The sequence below is a fragment of the Saprospira grandis str. Lewin genome (genome assembly GCF_000250635.1).
GTDB classification, from domain to species: domain Bacteria; phylum Bacteroidota; class Bacteroidia; order Chitinophagales; family Saprospiraceae; genus Saprospira; species Saprospira grandis.
The window spans coordinates 822,651-848,179 of record NC_016940.1 but is presented as its reverse complement, the minus strand read 5'-3'; the positions used below and the strand labels follow the sequence as shown (position 1 = coordinate 848,179).

General features: G+C 41.6%; 20 protein-coding genes. 6 read left to right on the top strand and 14 right to left on the bottom strand.

Going from position 1 to position 25,529, the window contains the following annotated elements; all coding sequences use genetic code 11:
- Positions 1 to 2 precede the first annotated feature (2 nt).
- Together SGRA_RS03655 and SGRA_RS03650 are read left to right on the top strand one after the other, a co-directional pair.
- Positions 3 to 857, top strand: a complete 855-nt coding sequence (locus SGRA_RS03655) for a DMT family transporter (protein ID WP_015691222.1) — start codon at positions 3 to 5, stop codon at positions 855 to 857.
- Between the two features lie 283 nt (positions 858 to 1,140).
- Positions 1,141 to 2,292, top strand: coding sequence for a vWA domain-containing protein (locus SGRA_RS03650; RefSeq protein WP_015691221.1), 1,152 nt, complete (start codon positions 1,141 to 1,143; stop codon positions 2,290 to 2,292).
- Positions 2,293 to 2,365: 73 nt separating this feature from the next.
- On the opposite strand, the gene SGRA_RS03645 is transcribed toward SGRA_RS03650, so the two are convergent.
- The 12 genes from SGRA_RS03645 to SGRA_RS03585 all read right to left on the bottom strand — a co-directional run bounded on the left by SGRA_RS03645 (position 2,366) and on the right by SGRA_RS03585 (position 12,310).
- Positions 2,366 to 3,877, bottom strand: coding sequence for a GH3 auxin-responsive promoter family protein (locus tag SGRA_RS03645; RefSeq protein ID WP_015691220.1), 1,512 nt, complete (start codon positions 3,875 to 3,877; stop codon positions 2,366 to 2,368).
- Positions 3,878 to 4,235: 358 nt separating this feature from the next.
- Positions 4,236 to 4,955, bottom strand: a complete 720-nt coding sequence (locus SGRA_RS03640) for a YdcF family protein (RefSeq protein ID WP_015691219.1) — start codon at positions 4,953 to 4,955, stop codon at positions 4,236 to 4,238.
- Positions 4,956 to 5,181: 226 nt separating this feature from the next.
- The gene (locus tag SGRA_RS03630) at positions 5,182 to 6,351 is read right to left on the bottom strand and encodes a TlpA family protein disulfide reductase (protein ID WP_015691217.1); all 1,170 of its coding nucleotides are present in this window, start codon (positions 6,349 to 6,351) and stop codon (positions 5,182 to 5,184) included.
- A 43-nt stretch (positions 6,352 to 6,394) separates the two neighbouring features.
- The gene (locus SGRA_RS03625) at positions 6,395 to 7,648 is read right to left on the bottom strand and encodes a hypothetical protein (protein WP_015691216.1); all 1,254 of its coding nucleotides are present in this window, start codon (positions 7,646 to 7,648) and stop codon (positions 6,395 to 6,397) included.
- Between the two features lie 157 nt (positions 7,649 to 7,805).
- The gene (secG, locus tag SGRA_RS03620; protein WP_015691214.1) at positions 7,806 to 8,030 is read right to left on the bottom strand and encodes a preprotein translocase subunit SecG; all 225 of its coding nucleotides are present in this window, start codon (positions 8,028 to 8,030) and stop codon (positions 7,806 to 7,808) included.
- Between the two features lie 49 nt (positions 8,031 to 8,079).
- Positions 8,080 to 8,673 carry a hypothetical protein gene (locus SGRA_RS03615; protein ID WP_015691213.1) on the bottom strand — a complete coding sequence of 198 codons (594 nt, stop codon included), beginning with the start codon at positions 8,671 to 8,673 and terminating at the stop codon, positions 8,080 to 8,082.
- A complete protein-coding gene (locus SGRA_RS03610) occupies positions 8,670 to 8,933 on the bottom strand; it encodes a hypothetical protein (protein WP_015691212.1) in 264 nt (87 codons plus the stop codon). The genes SGRA_RS03615 and SGRA_RS03610 overlap by 4 nt, the downstream gene beginning before the upstream one ends.
- 227 nt (positions 8,934 to 9,160) lie before the next feature.
- On the bottom strand, positions 9,161 to 9,529 hold the full coding sequence (locus SGRA_RS03605; protein WP_015691210.1) for an RNA recognition motif domain-containing protein: 369 nt from the start codon (positions 9,527 to 9,529) through the stop codon (positions 9,161 to 9,163).
- Positions 9,530 to 9,731: 202 nt separating this feature from the next.
- Complete coding sequence (locus SGRA_RS03600; RefSeq protein WP_015691209.1) at positions 9,732 to 10,517, bottom strand: class I SAM-dependent methyltransferase; 786 nt, start codon at positions 10,515 to 10,517, stop codon at positions 9,732 to 9,734.
- A 1-nt stretch (position 10,518) separates the two neighbouring features.
- Positions 10,519 to 11,064, bottom strand: a complete 546-nt coding sequence (locus SGRA_RS03595) for a hypothetical protein (protein WP_015691208.1) — start codon at positions 11,062 to 11,064, stop codon at positions 10,519 to 10,521.
- Positions 11,065 to 11,073: 9 nt separating this feature from the next.
- A complete protein-coding gene (locus SGRA_RS03590; protein WP_015691207.1) occupies positions 11,074 to 11,679 on the bottom strand; it encodes a hypothetical protein in 606 nt (201 codons plus the stop codon).
- Positions 11,680 to 11,686: 7 nt separating this feature from the next.
- Entirely contained in the window at positions 11,687 to 12,310 is a 624-nt protein-coding gene (locus SGRA_RS03585) for a hypothetical protein (RefSeq protein WP_015691206.1), read from the bottom strand.
- 759 nt (positions 12,311 to 13,069) lie between these two features.
- Between SGRA_RS03585 and SGRA_RS03575 the strand changes: the two genes are divergently transcribed.
- The 3 genes from SGRA_RS03575 to SGRA_RS03565 all read left to right on the top strand — a co-directional run bounded on the left by SGRA_RS03575 (position 13,070) and on the right by SGRA_RS03565 (position 20,101).
- A complete protein-coding gene (locus SGRA_RS03575; RefSeq protein WP_015691204.1) occupies positions 13,070 to 17,737 on the top strand; it encodes an AAA family ATPase in 4,668 nt (1,555 codons plus the stop codon).
- Positions 17,730 to 18,461, top strand: coding sequence for a DUF3226 domain-containing protein (locus SGRA_RS03570; RefSeq protein ID WP_015691203.1), 732 nt, complete (start codon positions 17,730 to 17,732; stop codon positions 18,459 to 18,461). Before SGRA_RS03575 ends, SGRA_RS03570 begins: the two co-directional genes overlap by 8 nt.
- Positions 18,462 to 18,655: 194 nt before the next feature.
- Positions 18,656 to 20,101: an IS4 family transposase gene (locus SGRA_RS03565; protein ID WP_187288190.1), complete on the top strand. Its 1,446-nt coding sequence runs from the start codon at positions 18,656 to 18,658 to the stop codon at positions 20,099 to 20,101.
- Positions 20,102 to 20,809: 708 nt separating this feature from the next.
- Here the strand turns inward: SGRA_RS03565 and SGRA_RS03555 are convergent.
- Positions 20,810 to 21,715, bottom strand: coding sequence for an NAD(P)/FAD-dependent oxidoreductase (locus SGRA_RS03555; protein ID WP_015691199.1), 906 nt, complete (start codon positions 21,713 to 21,715; stop codon positions 20,810 to 20,812).
- A gap of 352 nt (positions 21,716 to 22,067) precedes the next feature.
- Here SGRA_RS03555 and SGRA_RS03550 point away from each other — a divergent pair, with 352 nt between their 5' ends.
- Positions 22,068 to 23,957, top strand: coding sequence for an MG2 domain-containing protein (locus tag SGRA_RS03550; protein WP_015691197.1), 1,890 nt, complete (start codon positions 22,068 to 22,070; stop codon positions 23,955 to 23,957).
- Between the two features lie 440 nt (positions 23,958 to 24,397).
- Here SGRA_RS03550 and SGRA_RS03545 read toward each other — a convergent pair whose 3' ends face one another.
- Complete coding sequence (locus SGRA_RS03545) at positions 24,398 to 25,288, bottom strand: hypothetical protein (protein ID WP_015691195.1); 891 nt, start codon at positions 25,286 to 25,288, stop codon at positions 24,398 to 24,400.
- Between the last annotated feature and the right edge of the window lie 241 nt (positions 25,289 to 25,529).

The following is a 25,529-nucleotide window of genomic DNA, read 5'->3' as shown; positions in this document are numbered from 1 at the left end:
AAATGAAAATAGAAATTAAGGCCAATTTGGGCCTACAATTGGCGGTGATGCTCTTTGGTGGAGCGGGTTTATTTGCTCGTTTTTCGGGCCTTTCGGCTAGTCAGTTGGTTTTGGGACGAACGTTTTTTGCGGCCTGTTGCCTCTTCTTTTTTTTGCCCAATGTCTATGCCTTAATCAAAAAAAACTACCAATTGAGTCTGCGCCTAGGCGCACTTTTGGCCCTGCATTGGTGGTCCTTTTTTATGGCCATACAGCAGGGGAGTTTGGCCTTAGGCGTTATTAGTTTTGCGGCTTTTCCCTTGTTTACGGTCCTTTTGCGGCCCCTATTGGGGCAGGGCCCTTGGCTGCGCAGCGATTTGGGCCGCTCGCTTTGGCTGCTTTTAGGGGTGATGCTCTTAATTTTTCCCTCCTTAAATGCAGGCGACTTGCTCTATGTACAAGCTTGGGGCTGGGGACTTTGCTCGGCTTTTTCTTTTGCCCTATTGAGTTGGACCAACAAAAGGGCTTTGGCCAATTTAGGCGCCAATGCCTTGGCCTTTTTGCAAAATTTTGGGGCTTTTATCTGCTTGGCCTTTTGGCAAATTTGGCAGCTAGAAAGCTGGCCTAGCCGCTATTTGCCCTACTTTTATCTCCTTTTATTGGGCCTGGTTTTTACCGCAGGGGCTCACTTCCTCTACATTTGGGCCTTGGGGCATTTACGGACCGAAAAAGTGAGCTTGATGGCCAGCTTAGAACCGCTTTATGCCATCTTTTGGGCCCTCCTTTTATTAGGCGATTGGCCCAGTTGGGAAGAGCTTTTGGCGGCGGTGGTTATTCTAGGCGCTGTTTTTTGGCCCAGAAATAGTTTGGAAGAATAAACTGATATTTTGGGGCTGCCCCTCGCTTCGCTCGGGTCGGGCTATGTCGCAGCTCGCAGGTTTGCTCGGCCCTGCGCTTTTTTCGCTTTGCTCAAAAAGCTGGGTCTGGCCTTCGGCCACTGCTATCTATCCCTCAGCCAGGCGCTGCGCGCCTCAGCGGCGGCTTCGCCGCCTTCCATATTGGACCAAAAAAAAGAGTAAACACCAAAAAAGCAACTGCTTACATCTTATCAATAAGACTATTAAGCCCAAAGGATTCCCCACTAACAAAAAACTAGAACCTATGAAAATTCTTCATTTTTTCGTCTTTGGGCTGTTGCTCAGTTTTGGCGCTCTCCAAGCCCAAACTCCCCGAACAGCCCCCCTAGTAGAAAAATCGCGACAGCAGACAGTCGAACCCAAAATTCAAATTGCGCTCCTACTGGATGCCAGCGGCAGCATGGACGGCCTTATTGAGCAGGCCAAAGCTCAGCTCTGGAAAATTGTCAATGAATTGGCCCGTAGCCGTAAAGATGGCAAAGCTCCAAATATTGAGCTGGCCCTTTATGAGTATGGAAAAGACAATCACCCTAGTAGCAATGGTTATTTGCTTCAGCTTGCTCCATTGACTACAGATTTGGACCTCGTTTCGGAAAAACTTTTTGAAATTCGCACCAATGGTGGCGCTGAGTATTGTGGTTGGGCCATAGAAGACGCCTTGGATAATTTGAATTGGTCGGATAGAGAGGAAGACCTCAAACTCATTTTTATTGCAGGCAATGAACGTTTTACCCAAGGCCCAAAAAACTATAAAGAGGTTTGCAAAGCAGCCGTAAAACGCAATGTTGTAGTCAATACCATTTTTTGCGGGGCCTGCGAACAAGGCGTACAGCTTGCCTGGAAAGATGGCGCTGATCGGGCCGAGGGTAAGTACCTTTGCATCAACCAAAATGAAAAGATTGCCCATATCGAAGCGCCTCAGGATGCAGAAATTCTTCGCCTCAATGAAGAGCTCAACCAGACCTATATGAGTTATGGTGGCCGCAAAGGGGCCGAAATGAAAGCTCGACAAAAGAAACAGGATGTCAATGCCGCTGCTTTTAGTCTAACCGAGCGGGCCATTTCTAAATCTTCTGGGGCCTACAAAAACTCTTCTTGGGATGCTGTAGATGCCTATGTAGAGAATGAAGATGTCATTTTGGAGGCTGATGAAGAGGAGCTACCTGAAGAACTCCAAGGGTTAGATAAAGACAAGCGCAAGGAAGTGATAGAAGCCAAAATGAAGGAACGCGAACGCATTCAAAACGAAATTCAGGAACTAAGTAAGCAGCGTTCGGCTTACATTAGTGCAGAGCGGAAAAAACAAGCGGGCAAAAAGGGCAATAGCCTAGATGATGTCATGCTCAAAGCCGTTCGAGAGCAAGCCACTAAAGAAGGCTTCATTTTTGAGAAATAAAGTCAGACCTTAAGGTCCCCCCATCCCCCAAAAGAAGGGCTGCCGAATTTTCGGCAGCCCTCTTTTTTTGTTTTTACTGCTCAAATTGAGCGAGGGACTCGATATATTCTCGGCTATTGGATAGGCGAGGGACCTTATTTTGGCCCCCATATTTTCCTCTAGATTTTAGCCAGGCATGAAAACTCCCTTTGGCTAAAGTATGTAATTTTAGTGGCTGCAGGGCCATGTTGCGGTATCTTTTGGCCTCATAATCAGAGTTGAGGCTTTGCAGCGTTTGGTCCAAATCTTGGGCAAAAGCGGCCAAATTTTTCGGTTGTTGTTCAAACTCTATCCACCACTCATGTCCGCCCTTGCCTTCTTCCAAAAAGATGGGACCAACAGTATATTCACTAATTCGAGCATTCCATTTTTCGCAGCAAATGGCCAGGGCCTTATCGGTATTTTGGACCATGACCTCTTCGCCAAAAACATTGATAAAATGCTTAGTTCGCCCACTAATTTGAATGCGGTAGGGGGCCAAACTCGTAAAGCGGATGGTGTCGCCAATTTGGTAGCGCCAAAGGCCGGCATTACTGCTAATGAGCAAGGCATAATCTTGGTCCAACTCCACTTCAGCCAAACTCAAAACAATTGGTTGAGCCGAGCCCAATTCACTTAGAGGCATAAATTCATAATAGACCCCATTATCGAGCAAGAGCAACATATCTTTATTTTGGCCATCGTATTGACTGGCAAAATAGCCTTCAGAAGCATTGTAATTCTCTCGGTATTGGACTTTTTCTGAGGGCAAAAAGGCTTTAAATTGTTGGCGGTAAGGCTCAAAACTAACGCCACCATGCATATAGACCTCAAAGTTGGGGAAAATCTCCAGAATATTAGATTTGCCGGTCACTTCTAGTAGTTTCCGAAAGAGCACGATGGTCCAAGTGGGCACGCCGCCAATGGTTGTCAGGTTTTCTCGGCAGATTTCCTGGGCCATCAATTCAATTTTTTGCTCCCAGTCTTTCATCAGGGCCGTTTCCATAGAGGGCGTATAAAAGTACTTGCCATAAAAGGGCATATTGAGCAGCATAATGGCCGAAATATCGCCAATTTGACTTTCTGGAAATTCGGCAAAACGCTCCAAACTTCCTCCCATGATCAAACTTTTGGCATTGCTCATGACCTGCGTTTGGGGTTGGCTATGATACCAAAGTGCTAGGGCGTCATGGCTACCTTGCAAATGGCATGTTTTGAGGTTTTCCATAGACACCGGCAAATATTTGCTCTTATCGTTGGTGGTTCCTGAAGATTTTGAAAACCATTTAGTTTGCCCGGGCCAGAGTACATCTTTTTGGCCCAACATCATCTGTCGAATGTAGGGTTTTAGGGTTTCATAATCGCTTAGGGGGAGCTGTTTTTGAAAATCCTTATGTGTTTTAATGTGTTGAAAGCCAAACTCTTGTCCCCAGTGGGTGTTTTTTGCTCTGCTAATTAAATGCTGTAGCCATTGTTCTTGTACCTCATGCGGATGCTGCATGAAATAATGAATCTTTTTGGCCCGAAATGAAAATGCAAAACGCACAAGACTATTCAGTATCTTCATAAATTTCTTTTTTAATAGGCTTTTGGGGCGTTACTCCTTTCAGTCGTCGAACTGCGACTTTCAGTCTTGTTGTCGCTGCGGCTTTGCCTTGCGGCGGTTACTCCCTTCGGTCGTCGAACTGCGAACTAAAGTTCTTGTTGTCGTTTCAGGGCTCGCAGGTCTGCTCGGCCGTTATTCCCTTCGGTCATCGAACTGCGGCTTTCAGCCTTGTTGTAGTTTTTTCGCTACGCTCAAAAACTCGGTCTGGCCTTCGGCCCCCCTTTCACATCGCTAGGCCGGCTCGCTGCGCTCGCCTCTACACGCAAAAAAAGATAGATTAGGCGGCTAAAATAGTGAAGTTTTTGGCTTTTTAGTCTTCTTATAGAGAGAATAAAAAGTCTTTAAGAAAAGCCAGATACTCTCTGGGCAGTTGGTTGAGCAGCCAGAGAGAGGGGGTGGGGGCGGCTTGTGCTTTAATATTTTGGAAGCCTTTTTTTTGGGCCAAAAAGCGGGCGCGTTTTAGATGATAGTCGCTACTAATGATAATGCTTGCAGCTGTTTTTAGTTGGGGATACTTTTGGGCGGAGAAGTCTAGATTTTCTTGGGTGGAGGTAGATTGATCTTCTTGGAGGATGCGTTTTTGGGCTAGGCCTTTTTGGACCAAATAGTTTTGCATAGCTTGGGCTTCGCTTAGGGGTTCATCGGGGCCTTGGCCACCAGATAAAATGAGTTTTGCTTGGGGGTAGATTTGGGCCAGTTCATAGGTTTTTTCTAGGCGGTAGCGCAATTGATTTTTGGGTTGGCCATCTTCTCGAACGCCAGCGCCGAGGACCAAAATATATTGGGGAGAAAAATTTTGATCTAAGGGTTGATAAACACCATTTATTAGCCAAAAGCTAAAGCCTAGCCAAGAGGCAAAGCCCAAAGCAAAGAGGAGGAAGTAGAGTTTGCCCCAAATGGGCCAAGCTTTATACAAGCGTTTTCCCCAGCGGAGGGCCAAGAGCAAGAAGACTAAAAAAGCCAGGCCAAAGCTTTGGCCCAAAACAATAAAGAGCGGCATGGCTAGTAGGCCAAGAAGATCCCAACGGTCAAGAGGCATAAGGAAACAGATTTAGGAGGTGAGTCAGTTGGCCCAGCGCTGCGCAGCCGTGGCGCGAAGCGCCAGACCCAGGAGCGAAGCGACGCAGGGCCGAGCAGACTTGCGAGCGGCGAAGCATAGCGGCGGCCGACCTAGGCGGAGCCTAGCCGGCCGCGGGCCCCAAAAAAAGAAAAAGCTAGCACTAAAAATAGCACTAGCTTTTGAGAATGGGAGCAAAGAACAAAAATTAGAGTAATTCTTTGACCTTAGCTTCTAGGGCGGGTCCACGGAGGCCGTCGGCATAGCGGAGCACGCCATTTCTATCGAGTAAAAAGGCTCTGGGGATAGAATTGATACCAAACTGCCGGGCGACGAGGCTGCTCCAGCCGCGCAATTCGCTCACATGATAGGGCCAGCTGAGTTGATCTTGTTCGATAGCTTGTCTCCAGCGTTGGGCCTGTTGTTCCATTTGCATTTTGAGCATATCGCCTTTGCCTTTAAAGAAAGCCATTTTGCGGTCATCGAGTCCATCTAGAGAGACGCTATAGACGGTAAAACCTTGATCTTTATATTTGTTATAGATGCGGACCAAATTGGGATTTTCGCGGCGGCAGGGGCCACACCAGCTAGCCCAGAAATCGACCAAAACGACCTTACCTTTGAGTGAAGAGAGGGCAATTTGTTCGCCGGAGGGGTTAGGCAGTTTAATGTCGGGCATGGGGTTACCGATACCAAAGGGTTGTTGTTGTTTCTTTTGGGCGGTAAGCATAATGCGGTTGTTAAACTCGCGGGTATAGTTCCAGTTGGGGTAGACCTTAGTAAGTTGGTCGCGGACCTTTTCGTAGAGGGGCAAATAATTGTTAATATCGAGGCTTTCGACGACAAAAAGGTTGACTAAGACTTGCTCTTCGGTTTTATCTTCTAGGTATTTTGCACGTTCTTCTTGGCTAGCTTTGGCCAGGACGAGTTTATTGAGTTCGCTAGAGAAGGGAGAGCCTTCGATATTGATTTGGCTGAGGGCTTTTTCGTTGACAGTAGCCTCAATTTGGAGGTTTTCCTTACCTTCTAGGGCCAGCCAGATATATTGGGCATTAAATCGTAGGCGAAGGATATTGGGGTGGGCAAGATCGGCTTTTAGTTGGAACTGGCCATTTTCGTCAATTTCTACAGAGGAGAGGGATTCGACGCTATTGGTACCTCTTTGGTCCAGAAAAATTTTGGTTTTTGGGGCGATTCCGTTGATACGTCCAGAGATTTGGACGGGCAGGCCTTTTTTCTCTTCCTTTGGGGTTGTGGTAGTTTCTTTTTCTATGTTTTGGGGGGTATTGGATTCTACCGCGGGGCTATTTTCGCTGCCACAGCTGGTCAGAAAGAAGGCGGCTGCGAGCAGGCTGCTATGCAAAAAGAGTTTGTACATAATTAGAGAAATGATTTAAGTAGAGGCTAAAAATAAGGCTAATTTATTTGGGAGAGTAGAGGTCTAGGGCTTCCTCCCAGAGGTCTAGGGGGAGGGCGGCAAATTGTTTTAGAAATTGTTTTTTATTGAGGGCTTTTTCATTTTTCGTCATTTTGTAGGCTAGTTCTTTGAGGACCTCATTTTGGAGTTTTGCTCGGACCAATTGGCCGGGTTGAGAGCGAAGATAGAGAATTAGTTGTTCTTGGAAGTAGTTTGGCAGGGGGCTATTTTTTTGGAGAAAGGTTTTTAATTCTTGGATAGTCCAATTTTGGTCGTACCAGCCTAATTCGGCGAGCAGCAGTTTAGTTTGCCAGATTTGTGCGAGCAGGATTGCTTTTTCTTCTGTTTTATTTTGGGGGTTAAGTTCGATTAGATTGGGGAAGGGCAGGGGGTTAAAAGGGGAGAGGATGAGGCTATCATTTTTGGGGAGTTCTTTTTCTAGTAGGGGGGCGAGGGGGAGTAGGCTTTGGGGCCAGCTATTTTTTGCGGATAATTTTTGCAGGCCAAGAATTTGGTCTTGGCGGACGAATGGGGGCAGAAATAGGGCGCTAATATCTTCTATGGGGAGTTTGGGCAGGCTATCGATTTGGCCTTTTTGTTTTTGGAGTTGATTCCAGTAGTTGGGAGATGGGCTAAGGCTATCGATTTGGGTCAATTGGGTATAGAGGCTATCTAGTTCTTCTTGAAAAACGGCAAAAAGGGCTGCTGTTTGGACCTCTTTGCCCATGAGCAGTTGGAGGCGGTTATTGAAGTATTGTTTTTCTGATGGGCTAGCTTGTTGGCAGTTGGGGAGTTTTTTGAGGCAAGCTTGCAGGCTATCGGGGGCAGTTTGGCGCAGCCATTTTTTTTCTAGGGTCAAAAGGGCGATAGAATCTGGGGGGCAGTATTGGGGATTTTGCAAAAACTGGATGAGTGTGGGGCGTTGGCTCCTTTGGTTTTGAATATGTCGTTGGAGCAGTTGGATGCTCAGTTTTTCTTCGGCTTCTAGGGCCGAGATTTGCAGGCTATCTTGGCTATAATTGGCGGCCCAGCGGAGGAATTGGGGGCTGAGTCTATTGTTTTGCAGACTATCTTTATAGTGTTGCATAAAAGTTTGGGCAGCGGCTCTTTGGGCCTTATTTTCTTGTCCCCAATACTGAGAAGAGAACCAGCTTTCTTGTTCTCTAGAGCCATAGAACTGCAAAAAAATCCAAAATCCGAGGCCTAGCAGGGCCAAAATAGGAAGTATGCGAAGCAGTATTTTGAGAAAGTTGCGCATGCTAAAAACGTTTTGATGGGGAATGGGCGATACATCAGCTAGACAAAAAAAGGGGGGCTCTTGTTTGGGGGTGTTGGGGCAAAATTCGGGTTTAGGGACAAAAAAAGCCCCGAGAACGGGGCTTAGCGCTTATTATGAATACAATCAATCTTAAAACCTAGACAATGAGGCCAGCAAGAAGGGTAAGCAGCATGAGCAGGCCGCCTAGCGTCCAAGTTACCTTTACTAGGATGTCTCCTGATCTAGAGGCGCCCATAATTTTTTGGGCTTCTTGAGTACCACCAAATGCCGAGTTAAGTCCTCCTCCTTTGGGGTTTTGGACCATAACAACGAGAATGAGTAGTAGGGCGATCAGGGCGATGAGGATAGTGAGCAGTGTCATAATTTATATCTTACTATTAGTAGGCTTCTAATGGAGAGACTCGCTAGATTTAGATAGAGAGTTCTTTAATCTTCTCGGCAAAGAAAAGACTTTTTTTAGGAAATTTCAAACTTAGGCGCTGGTACATTGCAATTGCCTCCGCTTTTTTTCCTTGCTGGGCCAAAATTTCGGCTAAGCGTTCAGAGGCCAACTGATTATCGGCTAAGATACTTTGCTGTATATCTTCTTCGAGTTGCTCAGAAGCGTTCTTTTTTTTCTGTTTGCGGTTGGCTCTAAGGTCGATCAGCTTTTGGTCAATTTTATCCAAAAACTCTTGGGTATCGTCTTGCTCTTGGGCGGCTTGTTCTAGGCCTTTGGGCGGGCTGCTTTGCTCCTCGCCAGTAATGATATAGCCATCTGCGGGTTGTTGGTCCTCCTCTTGGAGTTGATCGAGCAGGGCTTTTAATTTTGGAAATCTCAAGAACTTAAAACGTTTTTTGCGGTCTGGAATTGGAATTTCGCCTATGGGTTCATCTTGGGGCAGGGGCTCGCCTTGGGCGGCTGCATTTTCTTGCAAAAACCGCTCTAGCAGGGATTGCCCTTGCCTTGGATGGATATTGTTTTGGGGCTCCTTTTGGGAGGGGCCTTCTACATACTCTCTCATAGGCTGTGCTTGCTCTGCAATTTTAGGCCTTTTGTTAAAAGTTTGCTGCGCAATCCTTTAACTTTTGGATCATAAAAGGCAAAAATTTGCTGTTGTCTGTAATAATTTCGGCCTTGGTTTTGGCCCAACTTAATAAGGAGCAGGGCACGAATGAGGCTGCAACTAGGGTAGTGAAGCAAGAGTTGCTCCAGTTGTTCATAGCTACAACTTCTTAGGGCCTCGGGCTCTTCTATCAGTTGTTGGAGTTGTTCGGCAGTCATGTTTTTCTGTTTTGGGAAGTAAATAGTAGGTAAAAACAAATCTGCTTGGCGACTTCAAGATGGTAAATTTACAAAATAAACTTTTTGCGGACAAATTGCATTTTCCCCATTTCTTATTTGTAGGTAATTTGCCTAAGCCAAGACAAAAAAAAGCAACTCCTAAAAAAGGAGTTGCCTAGTTGTTTCTATCAGTTGGACTAGCCAACTATATTAGAAGGTGTTGTCGTCTAGTAGTCATAACCACCACGGCCACCACGATCGTAACCGCCACGACCACCACGGTCGTAACCACCACGTCCGCCACGGTCGTAACCGCCACGTCCGCCACCGCGGTTGTTGTTACGAGGACGCTCCTCACGGGGACGAGCTTTCTTAACAACGATAGTGCGCTCATGGAATTCGGTTTCGTTCAAAGCGTCGATAGCTGCTTGGCCATCCTCTTCGTCAGGCATTTCAACAAAGCCAAACCCTTTTGAGCGGTCCGTTTCACGGTCCATAATGATTTTAGCAGAGTCCACAGTACCAAACTGAGCGAACAGCTCTTCTAGCTCTTCAGAAGTAGTTCTGAAGTTCAACTTCGCTACGAAAATGTTCATAGAAAAAATATTAAATAGAATGAATAAAATGTAATATAAAAGCTTTGCGGCCTAGGGCCCAAGACCAAAACAGGGGAGATAACAACAAAAGAAAAAAGGCACACACAAAAGCTAATACTACACTTATTACAACCTAATTTTTACCTTATCGTAGCTTACCAGTTTGCCGGTCAAAGCAAAAGCGTATGCACAAGATAGGCTTTTATTTTTGGTCTGTCCAACTTTTTTCGCTTTCTTTTTGTAAACAAACAAAGTAAGTCATACAATCTGCCCAATCGGCCTGCTCTTGTACTATGTTTTGCGCTTCGTCAAATGCGGGCCCAGTTTGTAATTTGCTGATTTTTAAAGGAATATTTTCTAGTAGTAGCTCAAAATCCGCAGGGGTATAACAACGCAAAGATTGTTGATAAACTTCTTTCGGACTATTTTTTAGCCACCATTTATCAAGCAAACGACAATTGATGGGGTCAAATTCATGCCGGCGGATGCCCAACTCAAAATCATATTCTTGCCCCCAGGCTTGGCCCGACCAATACCAACTCGCCCCAACTTCTATTACAATTAAACCATCGGGCGCCAGCCAATGATGCATTTTTTGGAGCAACTCTTTTTGCTCCAAATCGCTGCCAATGCCAAAGCTATCAAAATAACAAATGAGGTCGTATTGTTTTTCTGGCCCCTCCCAATCATAAAAATCGGCCTGAATGATATTTAGGCGTTGAGGAGCATGTTGTTCTGCCAATTTTTTGGCCCAATTGGCAGAGCTTTCCAAAAGTTCTACCATATCTACCTCATGACCCAATTGGGCAATGGCCAAAGCGGTTTGTCCACCACCACCACCTAGTTCAAGGACCTTTTTTTTACCATTAAGTTCTGCCAAGTCTTGCAAACGTTGGGCTCTTCGATGATCTTCTTCTGTAACCGGACCCAAATAAACGCCCAGCCAATCATTCTGCTTTTTATAAAATTCGGCTACCCAATCTCGCATATTATAATTTGACCGTTTTTATGACTAATCCTTTTTCTGCATCCAGCTGATAGACCTGTAGCTCTCGGCTGCGCACATCAATTCGCCAATCTACTTTTGCCGCAGTACTGAGCAAGAACTGATGCTTTTGGCCCAAACTATCCAGCAACCAAAAGCGTCTTTGCTCTTCCGCTCGACTCCAAACCAAAATTTGGCCCTCCAAAAAATCTTTGTGCATAAAATTGTAGTCATTTAAGATGTGCTGCTGATAAGCGTAGCCATTAAATCGCCAAGAACGCTCATCAGAAAAATCTAAATGCTGAATCAAAAAGCCTTCGGCATATTCTCCCTCAACCAAATCCAATTGGCCCAAAAGATCATATTGTTGCCCCTTCTCTTTATTATGTATCCAAAGCTGAGGCAAACTTTCCGAAACTGCCGCTTTTTTAGACAAGATGCTTTTGTTCTTACCTACGGCCTGCTCCTGCCAATAAATGTAGTTGATGAGCTCATAGCCCGTAAAGTAGTTGCAAATTTTATGTATACTCAATTTTTTAGAGGGCTGCATAGTTGTTTTTTAAATTAAATCCTGAAAAGAAAGGGTTTTGACCAAACTGCTGTCTGGCGCATAGCCCATACTGGCCTCATCCCGATGATAAAAGCATTCTATATCTACTTCTCCCGATCGAAGGGCTTTGATTTTTAGAATATCTGCCAGCTTTTCTAAAGCCTTAGGATCTTCTACAATCTGGTAGCTACCATCGGGCTGAGAAACAAAAAAAAGCGAGATGCTCGCATAACGCAGGGCATTTCCACCATCGCATTGCAAATAAGGCACATTTAAGGCGGCATCTTCTTGCCCATCGGCATTCATATCGCCTTTTATAAATTTGGCCTCCAATTCTGCCGCCAGCGGCAAACCAATTCCTGGCCCTTTATAATCATCGGCTAAGGTGATTTCTGGCGTACAGTTTTTTTCTGACTCATATTTTTTAGCAGAAATTTGAAGCGAGCGCCAACCCGCATATAATTCCTTAAACGGAATTTTTTCTGCTTGTTTTTTGGGCGTTTCTTTTTGTTGCACTTCTTGTTTTTTACTGCTTTTTTCTGCTTGCTTTTCGGGGCTACAAGCGCCAAGACTTAGGGCCAAAAGACCCATGGCCAAAACTTTAGGGTTTAGCATAAGGGTTTTATTTTAATAATTTAAATAATCCGGCTTCATATTTAAATTGCTTTCGCTCTTCCAAAGAAGGGCAGCAAAGTGGATCTTCTTGCGCAAAATCTCCATAATACATTTGTAAACGACCATCCGCAAATAAACTATCTATACGCTCTACCGAGGCTCCTTTGCGCAAAATGCTAGGGTCGTCTAAAACGGCAAAATCTCCTTGGCCATCAGATAAAAAGACTAAAAGATGTACGGCGGTTGCTTGGCTTTTTCCGCCATCGCACTGCAAAAGCGGCACATTGGCCACTGCATCCATAATTCCATCTCCATTGATATCGGCTTGCATCCAGTTCTGAATTTCATCGGGTAGGCCCGTATTGCAGGCTTCTTCGCCCGCCTCAATTTTTTTCATCCAACTTTCTGGATTACAATCGGCTTCTGGACAAGCTTTTCCGGCTGCAAATTGCGCTTCCATCCATTTTCGATACTTTTCGTCTATGCCTTTTTGTTTTTTTGGCTGCTCTTGCTGGCTACTGTCGGCACTTTCTTCTTTCACGGGAGTTGCTTTGGCAGGCTTTTTTTCTTGGCAGCCGCCCAAAAAGCTAGCAAAACAGAGGGAGAGTAAAAATAAACTACTTTTTTTCATGAGGATTTTTTTTGTGATGGGAATTTTTTGGGGCCCGCGGCCGGCTCGGCTTCGCCTCGGTCGGCCGCCGCTATGCTCCGCGGCTCGCTATTCGCTCGGCCCTTCGTTTTTTCGCTGCGCTCAAAAACTCGGTCTGGCCTTCGGCCACCGCTGCGCAGCGCTGGGCCAAAAACCGTCTGGCCAATTTTTTTAGCAAATCGGTCCCGCATTTCAATTTAACCATTTTTTTGAGGCCATTTTTCTGTTCGACTATAATTTTCTCCTTTTTTTCTGCCCCAGAAAAATTTCCTCCATTTTTTTGGACCAAAGAAAAAAGCGGTAGAAAAATCAGAAAGATTTTTCTACCGCTTGCTAATTGAAAGCCGCTAATTGAAAGGGCCTTTTGCGGCCGAAGCGCAGGACGTTTATTCGGCCTAGCGATGCGAAAGGGGGCGGCGCAGCCGCAGACCGAGCAAAAAACTTGTTTTTTTGCGAAGGGCCGAGCAGACCTGCGAGCCCTGAAGCGTAGCGCCGCAAGGCGGAGCCGCAGCGGAGGCCCCAAAAAAACAAAATAAACAACTCTTTTTTTATTTCTCTGCTTAATTAAAAGTGGCCAATAGAAAGGGAGGCATTTTGCCTGCTAAAAAACGGAGGACTAATTTTGTCAGGGGAGAAAAAAACAATATTATTGATGACAATAGATAGCTGTGATACAGTTTAGTATTATGATATTAGAGTAATAGACTTGAACGCAGAGCTAAAATCAAGAGAGATAAATATATGTACTACATACAACAGACGGAGTCCTTTAAAAAAAAGGTGAAAGGGTTAGAACGAGTGAATGATGTTGTCCAAAAGTTGGCGCATTTTGTTCGTAAAGTATCTGACTTAAAATATATCGGAAGCATTAGTAGCTTTCCTAAGGATATGTATGTCTATCGGAAGCAGTATGAGTTTAGGTTGATCATACAAAAAAAAGTAGTTGAAGTAAATGGGGAAAATTATGTAGTTCTTTTTTTTAGAGATCTTATCCATGGGCAAGATTTAGATTTTCATTGGAGTAAAAAGGCATTTATTCAGCTAAAGGATGGGAGCTGGTTAAAAGAAAATCCTTTAGATACTTTAGAAGAAGAGAATTTTAGGTCTTCATTGGAAGAAGAGCTAGTGGCCTCAAGCAAAAAGCTTAGTTATCCGCCTCATACATTAAATAATTGGTTGAATAATTATCAGCTAAAAATTTCTTTTGATGTATATGAAACGGAGAATTGGGTTAATTATGCAACTGATTTAGGGGTAAATGGTCTGGCAGAAAAGTATATCATATTTTTTCTTCGGATGTATAAAAAGCTAATAGAAGAACCACATCTTTTGGATATTAAAGTTCTTCCTGAAACAGCTGGAAAGTTAAAACAAGCTGTAGACGCTAGAGAACAATTGGGTTTACTATATAGTGAGTTGGAGATAGAGGGGAGGAAAAGAATTTTAATATATGCTGGCGCCCATCTTCTTCAGCAAAAAGAGGAGTGGGAAAAACGCTTAGAGGAGGCTAAAAACTATACTGTTTATGAAGAGCCTACAAAACAAGCTATTGGAGAATTGGCGTTTAGAGCTTACCCTAGTTGGGTTCTTGATAATGAGGATTACTGGTGTATCATTCAACGATCAAAAGGGATTAACAATTTATCATTGTTACCTGAGCAAGTTAATTTTTTAGAGGGCTTAAGATTTCCTCATTATATCAATGGCCAAGCAGGAAGTGGTAAATCTACCATGCTTTGTTATGTATTTGCCAATGTCTACTATTATAAGGTAGCAGAGGAGTTTGAAGGGGACATTATTTTTCTGACAGAGAATGAAAATTTAATTGCGGATACGAATAAGGCTATTATGAGTCTTTTGCAATTAAATCCTGAATTTAGTGGAATTCCAGCTGAAGATCGTACAAAAGGGAAGGTAGGCAAACAGCTACAAAGTTTTAAAGGCTTTTTATTAGATCTATTGCCAGAAAAGGAGCGGAAAGAGTATGATAATCGTCCTTACTTAGATTTTGGAGAATTTAAAAGTAGGTATAACAAAGACTTTAGCAGAAGACAGTTTTCTGCCGAAGAACTTTGGTTTGTTTTGAGTACATATATATATGGGTATTTTGAAGAGGAGGTTATTGATACTGTTTCTGCCTATTTTGAAAAAGTGCCTAAAGAATTTCGCTTGTTAGAAGACCGAAAATATTTAGAAAGATTATTTGAGGAGGCTATACGTTTTTATAAAAACTTACAGAAAGAAAATTACTGGGATAAAAATCAGTTGGTTCGAAAAATCCGTGAAGTTTTTCCGAAACAGTTGCCCAAGCAGTATAGTGCTATTTTTTGTGATGAGGCACAGGATTTTTCAAGAATTGAGTTGAGGCTAATTATAGAGTCTTCTATTTATATAAACTATGACTTATCGCAGTCACATCAGCAGGTGCCACTAGTATTTGCTGGAGATGCCTTGCAAACAGTAAATCCTTTGGGCTTTTCGGTAAACCGTCTACATCAAATGATTTATGATATTTTAATAGAAAATAAATTTAAATATCAAAAGAAGGCATCTAACTATGATCCTAAGTATAATTATCGTTCAATAGATACAGTTGTTCGACTAGCCAATATTATTCAGAACTATCGGGCAGAAATTTTTAAAGAAGCAGGTCGAAAACAGGAAGCCAAGATAAAAAGCAATAAAAAAAATGAAAAGCTTCCTGCTCTATACTCTATAGAGTGGTTATCTGATCGACCTCAAAAAGAGATCTTCTTTCAAAAATTTACCTATAAATCATTTATTGTCCCTATAGATTTAAATGAAGAGGAAGCCTATGTTCAAACACAACCTTTGTTAGTGGAAGGACAGTTTAAAGACATTAAGAGTAGCATTGCAGCAAAAGGAGCTGAATATGGGCAGGTAGTAGTATATGGCTTTGGTACTTATTTTATCCAAGAATATGGACCATTAGAGAGGAATAAGGGGAGTCAAAATGATTTTAAGCTCCGTTTCTTTTTTAATAAGCTTTATGTGGCCCTAACTCGAGCACAGCGAGAATTGGTTATTGTTGATAGCGAAGAAGCAATAGAAAAGTTTTGGAAAACGCTGCTTGAACAAAAAGAGATTAAGGACCCCTGGGTCGATTTGAGCATTGATGATATTGCACTTATTGAACCCAAGACACTGAATGAAATCAGTATGTCTTCTAAGGAAGATGCTTTTGAAAATGCAAATACAGATTTAACTTTAGGGAAAAAGAATGCTAATGTTGCCCGCTTAACTGTTGCAGCTAATATATTTTTCCAATTAGGTGAAAATAAATTAGCTTATGAGGCACTTGCTGAAAAAGAAGCATTAGTAGGTCGCCCTTTGCAAGCAGGAGAATATTTTGCTAAGGCAGGAGAAAAAAGAAAAGCAAGAGACATCTATTTTAGCAATGCCTTTTGGTCCGCACTCTTAAAATTAGGAGCTAATGATGAGCAAAGTCTTTTAGAAGAAAAAATTGCTCGCTTAATGTATACAGGGAACTGGAGCATAGATGAACTTTCAAGTGTTGCTTCTTCCCAGAATACTTTATACGGATTGACCAGACAGCAAACTTGGCGTTTAGATTTTATTGATAAAATATTGGCATTTAGTCAAGCTAAAACATCAGAAAATAAAAGACTTGTAGCAAGTATTCTAGAGCATATTGTGCTTGAAGGAGAAAATAAAATCTATGAAAAAATAGCTGATATTTACTATGAGGCTGATTTGCATGGGCTGGCTATTACTTTCTGGGATAAAGTGTCTTATGTAGAAAATGAATTTGAAACCCCTATAGAAAAAACAACTTTCTATGGTAAATATACTAAGGCACAAATACAATTAGCGAGTCAAAACAGCGATGATCAAGCTATTTTTCTTTGGGCTGGACGTTTGTTGTTTTATCCTTTTCTTGATAAGAGTGATCTTAAGGATGCAGTTCATAAACTATATCATCATTACTATCAAGAAAAGCCCTCTTGGTTGCAAAATCTGGCTGAAACAGATGAAAAGCAACCTTATTGTTATGCGGCTTGTCTTTTGAAGGATGATTTAGAAGGAATCCAAAAAGAGGGGCTCATTTTTGAAAGTAACAGTAAACTTCTTCCCAAAGAAAAACTAGCTTTTTATAAGTGGCTTAGTGCGCTAGTAGAAAATGAAAGCATAAACTTATATATCAGGGAGCGATGGGCTAAAATTTATTTTGAAAAAGTAGCCGACAGAAATTTAGAACAACTAAATAAAAAGTACCAAGCTCAAAATTTTGCCTTTGAGAAAGAAGACTTTAGCTGGACAAAGAAGCAGCTAGAAGAAATTTCTTTAACTCCTCAAGGAGTACCTGTTCACCCACCTGCTTTCTATAGATCATTTCAGCTCCAAAACTTTAAAGGGTTTAAAAATTTAGAGCTACATGATTTGGGGCAGTACAACCTTATTTTAGGAAATAATAATGTTGGAAAAACATCCCTGCTGGAGGCCTTTACCTTATCTGATGATGTAAATGAACTGGGGCGGAGTTTTGTATATTTATTGGGACAAAGAAAACAACTCACTGCAGAGGAAATATACTTTCCTCATTTTCGAACAAAAAGTGCAGCGGTAGACAGCATAAAGTATAAAATTACTTCTGACCGCCGATCATGGAATTATGAATTAAAAAATAAAGAAGAATTTAGTGATCAAAGTGCTTCGATAGAAGAGCGACTGCTACTTCATGTGAATGGACAAGAAAAAACCAAAAAAAGCTACAAGCTAGCACAGCTAAGGGAAGAATTAGATACAATTTTAGGTCCTCCAATGTACTTTATTCCATTTGCAAAAGGGTATACCAAAGAACTTGTTGAAAGTTATTATGAAGCAGTAGGTAGTGCAGGGCGAAAAGTAAAAGATCAATTTAGAGATGAGGTGATGAAGCTTTTTATTCCTAATATCTATGATATAGATCATGACCCTAAACGAGATGAGATTATTATAGAAGAAGAGAATGGCCAAAGATTACCGCTTTATGATTATGGAGAGGGGGCTAATAAATTGTTCCGAATTATGGTGCAGCTCTACGCTTGCTCTGGAAAAAGGTTAATGATTGACGAAATCGATGCTGGAATTCACTACAGTAAATTCAAGACGTTTTGGAAAATAATTTTGAAAGCTGCTGCTCTTAAAAAAGTACAATTATTTGTAAGCACACATAATGATGAATGTATTCAGTATTTTATACAAGCGCTAAGGGAACTAGAAGCTGAAAAAGAAGATGCCACTTCTTCATTTACTGCAGAAGCAAGGGTGATTACTTTAGAGCGGCATTTAGATAGCCATGAAGTTGTTCCACTGATACAAGATTTTGAAAGTATGGAATATGCTGAAGATTTTGAAATTGACTTAAGAGGACGGAAGCATGAGTAAAAAAAACGTAAAAATTTTTGTTGAGGGCCAAGGAGAACTTGCATTATTTACACAAATATTAGAACAACGCTATAAGGTTGTATTGGAAGCTGAAGAGACCGAAAATAAGCAGCATTTTTCGGCAGAAATAAATACAGAGGACTATTCTATAGAGTTAGCTGTCTACAATAAAGAATTAAAATCAGGTGGTATTGATTCTACTAAAATAGAATCATTGATGAAACACATTAAAAATCTAGAAAAAATTGGATACAACTGTTTTGTTTTTATTGATGCAGATACTCCTCAACATAGACCAGCAGGAGGTGCTGCAGCAAGAAAAGAGTACATGAAAGGACTACTAGAAAAGTATGAGCTAAAGAATACAGGTTTTTTTATCGTTCCAGACAACGAAAAGGATGGTAATTTAGAAGATGTTATGCAGCATTGTATTGCCGAAAGAGGAAAACCTTTTTTTAGCTGTCTTAGTAGCTATACGGATTGTATTAAAAATCTTGAGAAAGAAAATTTTCCTAAAGAGGTGGAGGGGCAAGATCTAGATAAAAAAAAGTACGAGTGGTATGTTTATATGATGCTGGGGCATAGAGAGGGCGGTAAGAAAAGTGCATCACCCAACAGAAAATATATAAGTGATGATATTTGGGACTTAGATGGTTTGAATGATAGCCCCTTAGTCAATTATTTAGACCGTGAAGTATTTTATTTTCTAGATAAAAAAACATAAGCCCCCAAGGCTCACTAAAAAAATATGATCCCCTCCTGCTAGGGGATTTTTTGTGATGGGAATTTTTTGGGGTCCGCGGCCAGCTTTGCTGGCCGCCGCTATGCTCCGCAGCTTGGGTTGACCCACTTTTAAAAATAAGCTTAAATTAGCTCTAAATCAAGATTTATATGGACAGTACAAAGGTGTCTTCATTTATGCTAAATAAGCAATCAGTAAGAGTATGTTATAGATTAGTAGAGAGTCTAAAAAATAATCCTAACCCACATTTAACAAATGTAGCAAAAACTGATGCAGACCGTAAGGCTTTCATGAGGTTGTTATCAAACAAAAATCTTACTGAGGAATACATTCAATTTGAGTTTATTGGCAAAAGTAGGGAGTCTATGAAGGTGGTTGAAGAAAAGCTTCTGGCCTTTCACGACACCTCTGAAGTTGTACTGAACAAGCAAAGAAATAGACTAACCGACAAAGAGGGTTTAGGCCCTGGAGGTCGGGAAACAAATTTGTCTGTATTTCTTCACATGGCTCTACTATATGGTCGAGAAAGCTTTCATTATCATGGCTTAGGAGGTATTCAGCTTTATAATCGATATAAAAATAGAGTAACTTGTAAGGAGGCTGAAAATAGAAATACGGGTCATTTTAGAGGTGAAATTACGAGGTGGAAAATAAATGTAGAAGAGACAGAATCTGCGTTAAAAATAATTAACGACCTAATTGATATTTTACATGTTTGTGATCGAGAAGGAGATGTTTATCCCATGATGGAAAGTTTTTTCAGACAGCATATTAAGTTCTTGATTCGGTCTCGAACAGATAGACGAGCAACGATTTGGGAGGATGGCAAAAAGATTCCATTATGTGATGTCTTTGAACATTATCCAGCAGACTTTGAGACGACAGAAACGGTCAAGAGTAGCCGTAAAAAACTTAACGGGAAGAAGCTAGTTGTTCGATCTAAAAAAGTGACTTTTGCCGTTCCAAAATCTTGTAAGTACGTCCTTGGCGAACCAAGGCCTAAACCAATGATAATCAATGTTATTGAGGTCTTTGAAAAGGGCAAAGGTTTTTCAAAACCTGCCGCTAGAAAAAGAAGCCGAACAAAAAAAGATCATGATGATAAAACCATCAGTTGGCGCTTACTCACAAATGAAGAAATCAACAGCGAAGAAGAGCTCTTAGAGCTTGTTCTTTGCTACCGCAAGAGGTGGTTAATTGAAACATACTTTAAATATTTAAAATCAGATGGCTTTGACATTGAAAACATATGTTTAAAAACAGGTAAAGCTATCCGCAAAATGATACTTATGGCAATCAGTGCATCTGACAAGGTCCTTAAGCTTAAAGAAGCTGGACTTAACCAAGATAATGAGACTCCAGCAACCTCTATTTTCACAGAAGATGAAGTAGAAGTCTTAGATCTTATATTTAAACAATATCTAAAAGGCGAAAGCCAAAGCCCTTCTTTGCGCAACCCATTTACCTCTAAATCAATGGCTTGGGCCTATTGGATTATAGCAAGGTTGGGCGGATTTAATGGCGCAGTGAAGAAAACTAGGCATGCCGTATCCGTCAAGAAAATAGGACTAGGGTTAGAGAGATTCATATTTATGTATGATGGATATCGATCCCTAAATTGACACCGCTATAAAAAGTGGGTCAACCCAAGGCTCCGCAGCTCGCTATTCGCTCGGCCCTTCGTTTTTTCGCTGCGCTCAAAAACTCGGTCTGGCCTTCGGCCACCGCTGCGCAGCGCTGGGCCAAAAACCGCCTGGCCAATTTTTTTAGCAAATTGGTCCCGCATTTCAATTTAACCATTTTTTTGAGGCCATTTTTCTGTTCGACTATAATTTTCTCCTTTTTTTCTGCCCCAGAAAAATTTCCTCCATTTTTTTGGACCAAAGAAAAAAAGCGGTAGAAAAATCTTTCTGATTTTTCTACCGCTTGCTAATTGAAAGCCGCTAATTGAAAGGGCCTTTTGCGGCCGAAGAAAAAAACAGAGAGAAAAAACAAAAGTTGTGCGGCCTAGCGATGCGAAAGGGGGCGGCGCAGCCGCAGACCGAGCAAAAAACTTGTTTTTTTGCGAAGGGCCGAGCAGACCTGCGAGCCCTGAAGCGTAGCGCCGCAAGGCGGAGCCGCAGCGGAGGCCCCAAAAAAACAAAATAAACAACTCTTTTTTTATTTCTCTGCTTAATTGAAAGCCGCTAATTGAAAGGGCATTTTGGGCCAAAGAAAAAAACAAAAGATGTGCTCGGTTTAGCCCTGCGAAGCCGTGGCCGCAGGCCAGATCCAGTCTTTTGAGCTAAAATTTTGGCTACGCGATAATTTAAAGCTGCTTAGAAAGGAGGCTAAAAATTTTCTAGTGTTAGTTCATTGTTAATCATTGCACCACAGATAGAGCCCGTATAGACAGCTGTAGCAACAGAACGCATTCTCGAACTATTGTCTCCACAGGCAAAAACACCTTTTATTGTGGTTTTTTGCATTTGATCTACTTCAATTAACCCATCATCTGTTAATACACAACCTAAATCAGAGGCAATTGTGGATGATTGTTGCACAGGAATTGAAGTATAGGCACAGTCAAATTTTTCCGAGCTACCGTCAGCAAATAAAATGGACTGAATTTGTCCGTTTTGTTGCTCAACTGCAACAATTTCCTTCTCTACAATCGGAATATTTTGCTTACTAAGCTGTATTACTTGTTGCTCATTTAAATTTCTGGGCCCATTGGTTAATACTTTTATGTCAGCGCTTAAATTATTAACAAGTGCTGCTAGATGAAAGGCCCTTTGTCCATTTGCAATAATAGCCGTTTTTTTATTTCTAACTTCATAACCGTGGCAGTATGGACAGTGAATTAGAGAAATGCCCCAAGTTGCTGCAAAGCCATCAATTTTAGGCATTATATCTTTTAAGCCATGTGCAAGAACTAACTTCTTTGCTGTAAAAAATTCGCCATTTTCTGTTTTGACATCAAATCCACTTTTATTTTTTTGAGCACTTAACGCTAAACCGTTGTAAAAATGAAGAGAGTCATATTTAGTTAATTGATTCTTAGCTATTGCTGCAATTTCCGCAGGGGGACTTCCATCTTGAGTTAAAAAGTTATGAGAAGAAGGGGTTTGACGATTGCAAGCTTGCCCTGCGTCAATAACTAATGTTTTCCGAAGAGAACGACCTAAGCTTAATGCCGCAGAAAGTCCAGCATAGCTACCACCAATGATAATTACTTCAAAATTTTTATCCATCATATTTTTTTGAGAAGTTCAAAAGAAATCATTGTAATAATACAAAATACGGCAAATTGTTGCAACGTTGTTGCGTTTTCAGATGCTGGAATAATATTAACTATTTGATTTTTAGGTGTTTGCTTGTGTGAATAATGATTTTCTATGCCCAATTCGAAAAAATAATGGGTTTTGTTGGCCTAGCGATGTGCAGCAGTGCGGCGCAGCCGCAGACCGAGCAAAAAACTTGTTTTTTTGCGCAGGGCCGAGCAGACCTGCGAGCCCTGACAACAAGGACTTTAGTCCGCAGTTCGACGACTGAAAGGAGTAACGCCCCCAAAAAACAAAAAGCTGCATCTAGATAGAAAAGAAAAAAATGAAGCAATTTTATCTTAGTTTATTGATCTCTCTGTTTTTTACGCCCTTTCTGAAAGGACAAGTCGCTAGAATCTATGCGCAAACAGACCGAAGTATTTATCGGGCAGGGGATATTCTTTGGTTTTCTGTTTATGCCCAAGCCGATGGGGAAGCTTTGGCCGACAGCAGTGTTTTTTATGCAGAAATTTATACCCCCAATGAAAAGCTGTTGAAAAAAAAGCGCTTCCTTTTGCAAGCAGGAAGAGGCGAAGGCGATTTTAGTTGGCCATTATTTGCGACAGCTGGCGCATATCGCTTGAGAATTTTTATGGATGTAGACAGCGCTGCCCTTTTTGAGAAAACAATTTGGCTTTATGATCCAGCCCTAGTACAAAAGTTAGGGACAGAAAAAAAAGCAAAAACTACATTAGAAAATTTGCAGCAAGAGGCTAAAATGGAGGCCAAAAAAATAGAATCGAGCAAAATGCCCTTAGCCATAAATGTAGACTTGAATTTGGCCGCAAAAAAACATAAAACTCGACAAAAAGAGGTTTTGGGCATTCAATTTAAAGATGCAAAGGGAAAACCCCTATCTGCCGATTTTTCGGTTGCTGTGCATTTGGCCAGCCTAAAGGATTGGAATAACCCCAATATCATTCAATATTTTTTAGGCGAAAATCAAACAGAAAAAATAGAGAAAGGCGCTTGGACCGTCTTAAATGGCAGTTTTTATTGGGCCTGGCCCAATCTGCCTTTGGCCAAAAGAAAATTGAGTGTTTTTGATGCGGAAACCGATGAGCTATTGGATAAAATTCAAACAGATGAAGAGGGAAATTTTTCTTTTCCACTCAAAAAAGCTAGAAAAATTCGCTTAGTCGGGCGCTATCATGGATTTAAAGAACAAAGAATAATTGATCTACGACCCAGTAGGCCAGAGCAGAAACAAGAGGTTGTTTTTCGCAGCGAAAAATGGATAGATAGTTTGGCCTTGGCCCAAAAAAAACAAGCCCTAAAAGATAGTTTATCTGGGGATGATGTCGGATTATACCTTCGCTGTTTGGGGAATGATTTTTTGCCTCTGCCAGGAGTCGCCCTAATTGTTCGCCAGAATACCGAACTAATAGATACTTTTTTGACCAATGCCGATGGGGAGTTGCTTTTGTTAGGACTAAAAGAGGGAGACTACTACATTCATACTTATTATCCAGAAACGGGCAATGTATTGTATTCCTATTGCTTAACTAGCATTTTGGCTGGAGAAGTTTATCAAAAAGATTTTTTGCCCCATGATATAGCCTTGAGAGAGGAAGATTTGCGTATTGCTTCAGAATATCCTTTAGAAAGAGATAGTGTAGTGCTGCCTTTTTATTTTGAGCAGGATAGTTTGCCCCTCGATTTTCAAAATTTAGGGAGTCGACTTAGTTTTCGGGCCTTGTTAGAAAATAAAGGCCTAGCGGAGGCTTACTTTTCTTTGGTTTCTTCGGCAGATCGTTCTCGCTCAAGGGATGTGTATGTAGAAGGGATTTCGGTAATCAGGGAAAAAAAGCTGGAGAAGCAGCCCTTGTTCAAAATGGACCAAAATATTAGGCAGGGGAAAAAACAACAGAAAAACAAACTGGTGATTTTTTACAACTCAGAAAGTTTTGTTGATTTGGATAGTAGCCGCCAATTTTTTGTGGCCGATTATGCGGCCTATCATCAGGAAAAGCGTAAAAATGAAGGCCTTCTTATTCCGAGAGGGAATTTAAGTCCCACTCTTTTCTGGCAAGCTGCATTAAGCAGCGATGAAAAAGGAGAAGCAGAAATTAGCTACTATAATAATGAGCAAAAAGGATTGTTCTTGATCGAAATAGAAGGATTTTGCGCTGGCCAGCCTTTTCGAGCTGTTTTGCCTTATTGGGTAAATTAAGGCCAGTTTTTTTCAAACAAAAAATTTCCTCCATTTTTTTGGACCAAAGAAAAAAAGCGGTAGAAAAATCTTTCTGATTTTTCTACCGCTTGCTAATTGAAAGCCGCTAATTGAAAGGGAAAGATTTTACCCCAGAGCTTAATCTTCCATAAATAAAAAACAAGTCCAAAAATAACTCTCTTTTTACCCTAGCTGCTAATTGAAAGCCGCTAATTGAAAGGGCCTTTTGCGGCCTAGCGATGCGAAAGGGGGCGGCGCAGCCGCAGACCAAGCAAAAAACTTGTTTTTTTGCGCAGGGCCGAGCAGACCTGCGAGCCCTGACAACAAGGACTTTAGTCCGCAGTTCGACGACTGAAAGGAGTAACGCCCCAAAAAAATAAAATAAAAAAAGCCAAACTTAAAAAAGCTTGGCTTTGCGGGCTCCTATAAAAAAGGAGAAATTATAGATAAGATGCAGCGGCAGTGGCTGTTGTTTTTTGCATTTGGTAGCGGCCAAACAAAGAACGGGCTTCAATGGGCGAGTTTAGTTCGAGACAGCGCAATTCTTTGGAGTGAAAAATATGTTGCCCTTCCGTTTGCCAGTTAATATCGAGCTGGCTATCTTCTAGTTCTAAACTTTGGCGAAGATTGCGCAATTCTTCGGACCAAGGGAGGTCCTGGCTCCAACTAACAACAAAAAGAGGTGCGGCTCCAATAAAAGCAGAATGTTTGCTCAGTTGTTGTAATTTTTTTGAATTGAGCGGCTCTTGTTTGTTTTGAGGCAAACAAAGCAAGCGAATTTGCGCTTGCGTATCAATAAGTAGGGGCGCAAAGGTCCAGTTGCTAGAGTCTATAATTAAAGGGCGTTGGCTGTAAACCCAAGAGTTTTTAGTCTCCAACTCATATTTATGACTATATTTTTTTTCAATTTCGCTCAAGCAAGCATCTGCGCTCTGATCAGCCTGCAGGTAAATTAAATCGGCCTCTAACTGGCTTAACTTTTCTAAAAGCAATATATTTTCTTCAGAAGAAATGCTTTTAAGATCGAGTTGAAGCAACTGAAAAACAGGCTGTTGCTGTTGCATAGAAGCATAATAAAAACTATCGCTGCTGCCTTTTAGAAAATAACAAAAACTCATGCAAGCCAACCAAGATTGCAACATGAGGTAGGGCCGCTTGAGAAAAAGAAAAATTCCGCCAACTAAAAAAAGACCAAACATAATGCTTAGGCTTTCGGCGGCAATTTTTTGGGCAAAGGCAGAATCGCCGGGGAAATAACTGATGTACAGTAAACTCATCATGGCGCCCAGGTAAACAAGCTGCAGAAAAGGCTGCTTCATGCTTAAATTCATAGTGGTAGTGTATTTTTTGCTGTATAAACTATTTTAGTGCGAAAAAGGCGCCAAAATAGTGGGGGGATAACTCAAAAACTTAACTTTTGCTTGTTTCGCAAAGAAACGGAAGAAAAGCCTTAAATGTGATGCATTTTTTTTTCTTCGGTCACAATTAGCAATTCCTTAATAAGGTTAGGGGTTGAGAGTTAAGGAATTAAGTGAACAATAATTGTTCTTGTCCTTAAAATTGATTGCTTGT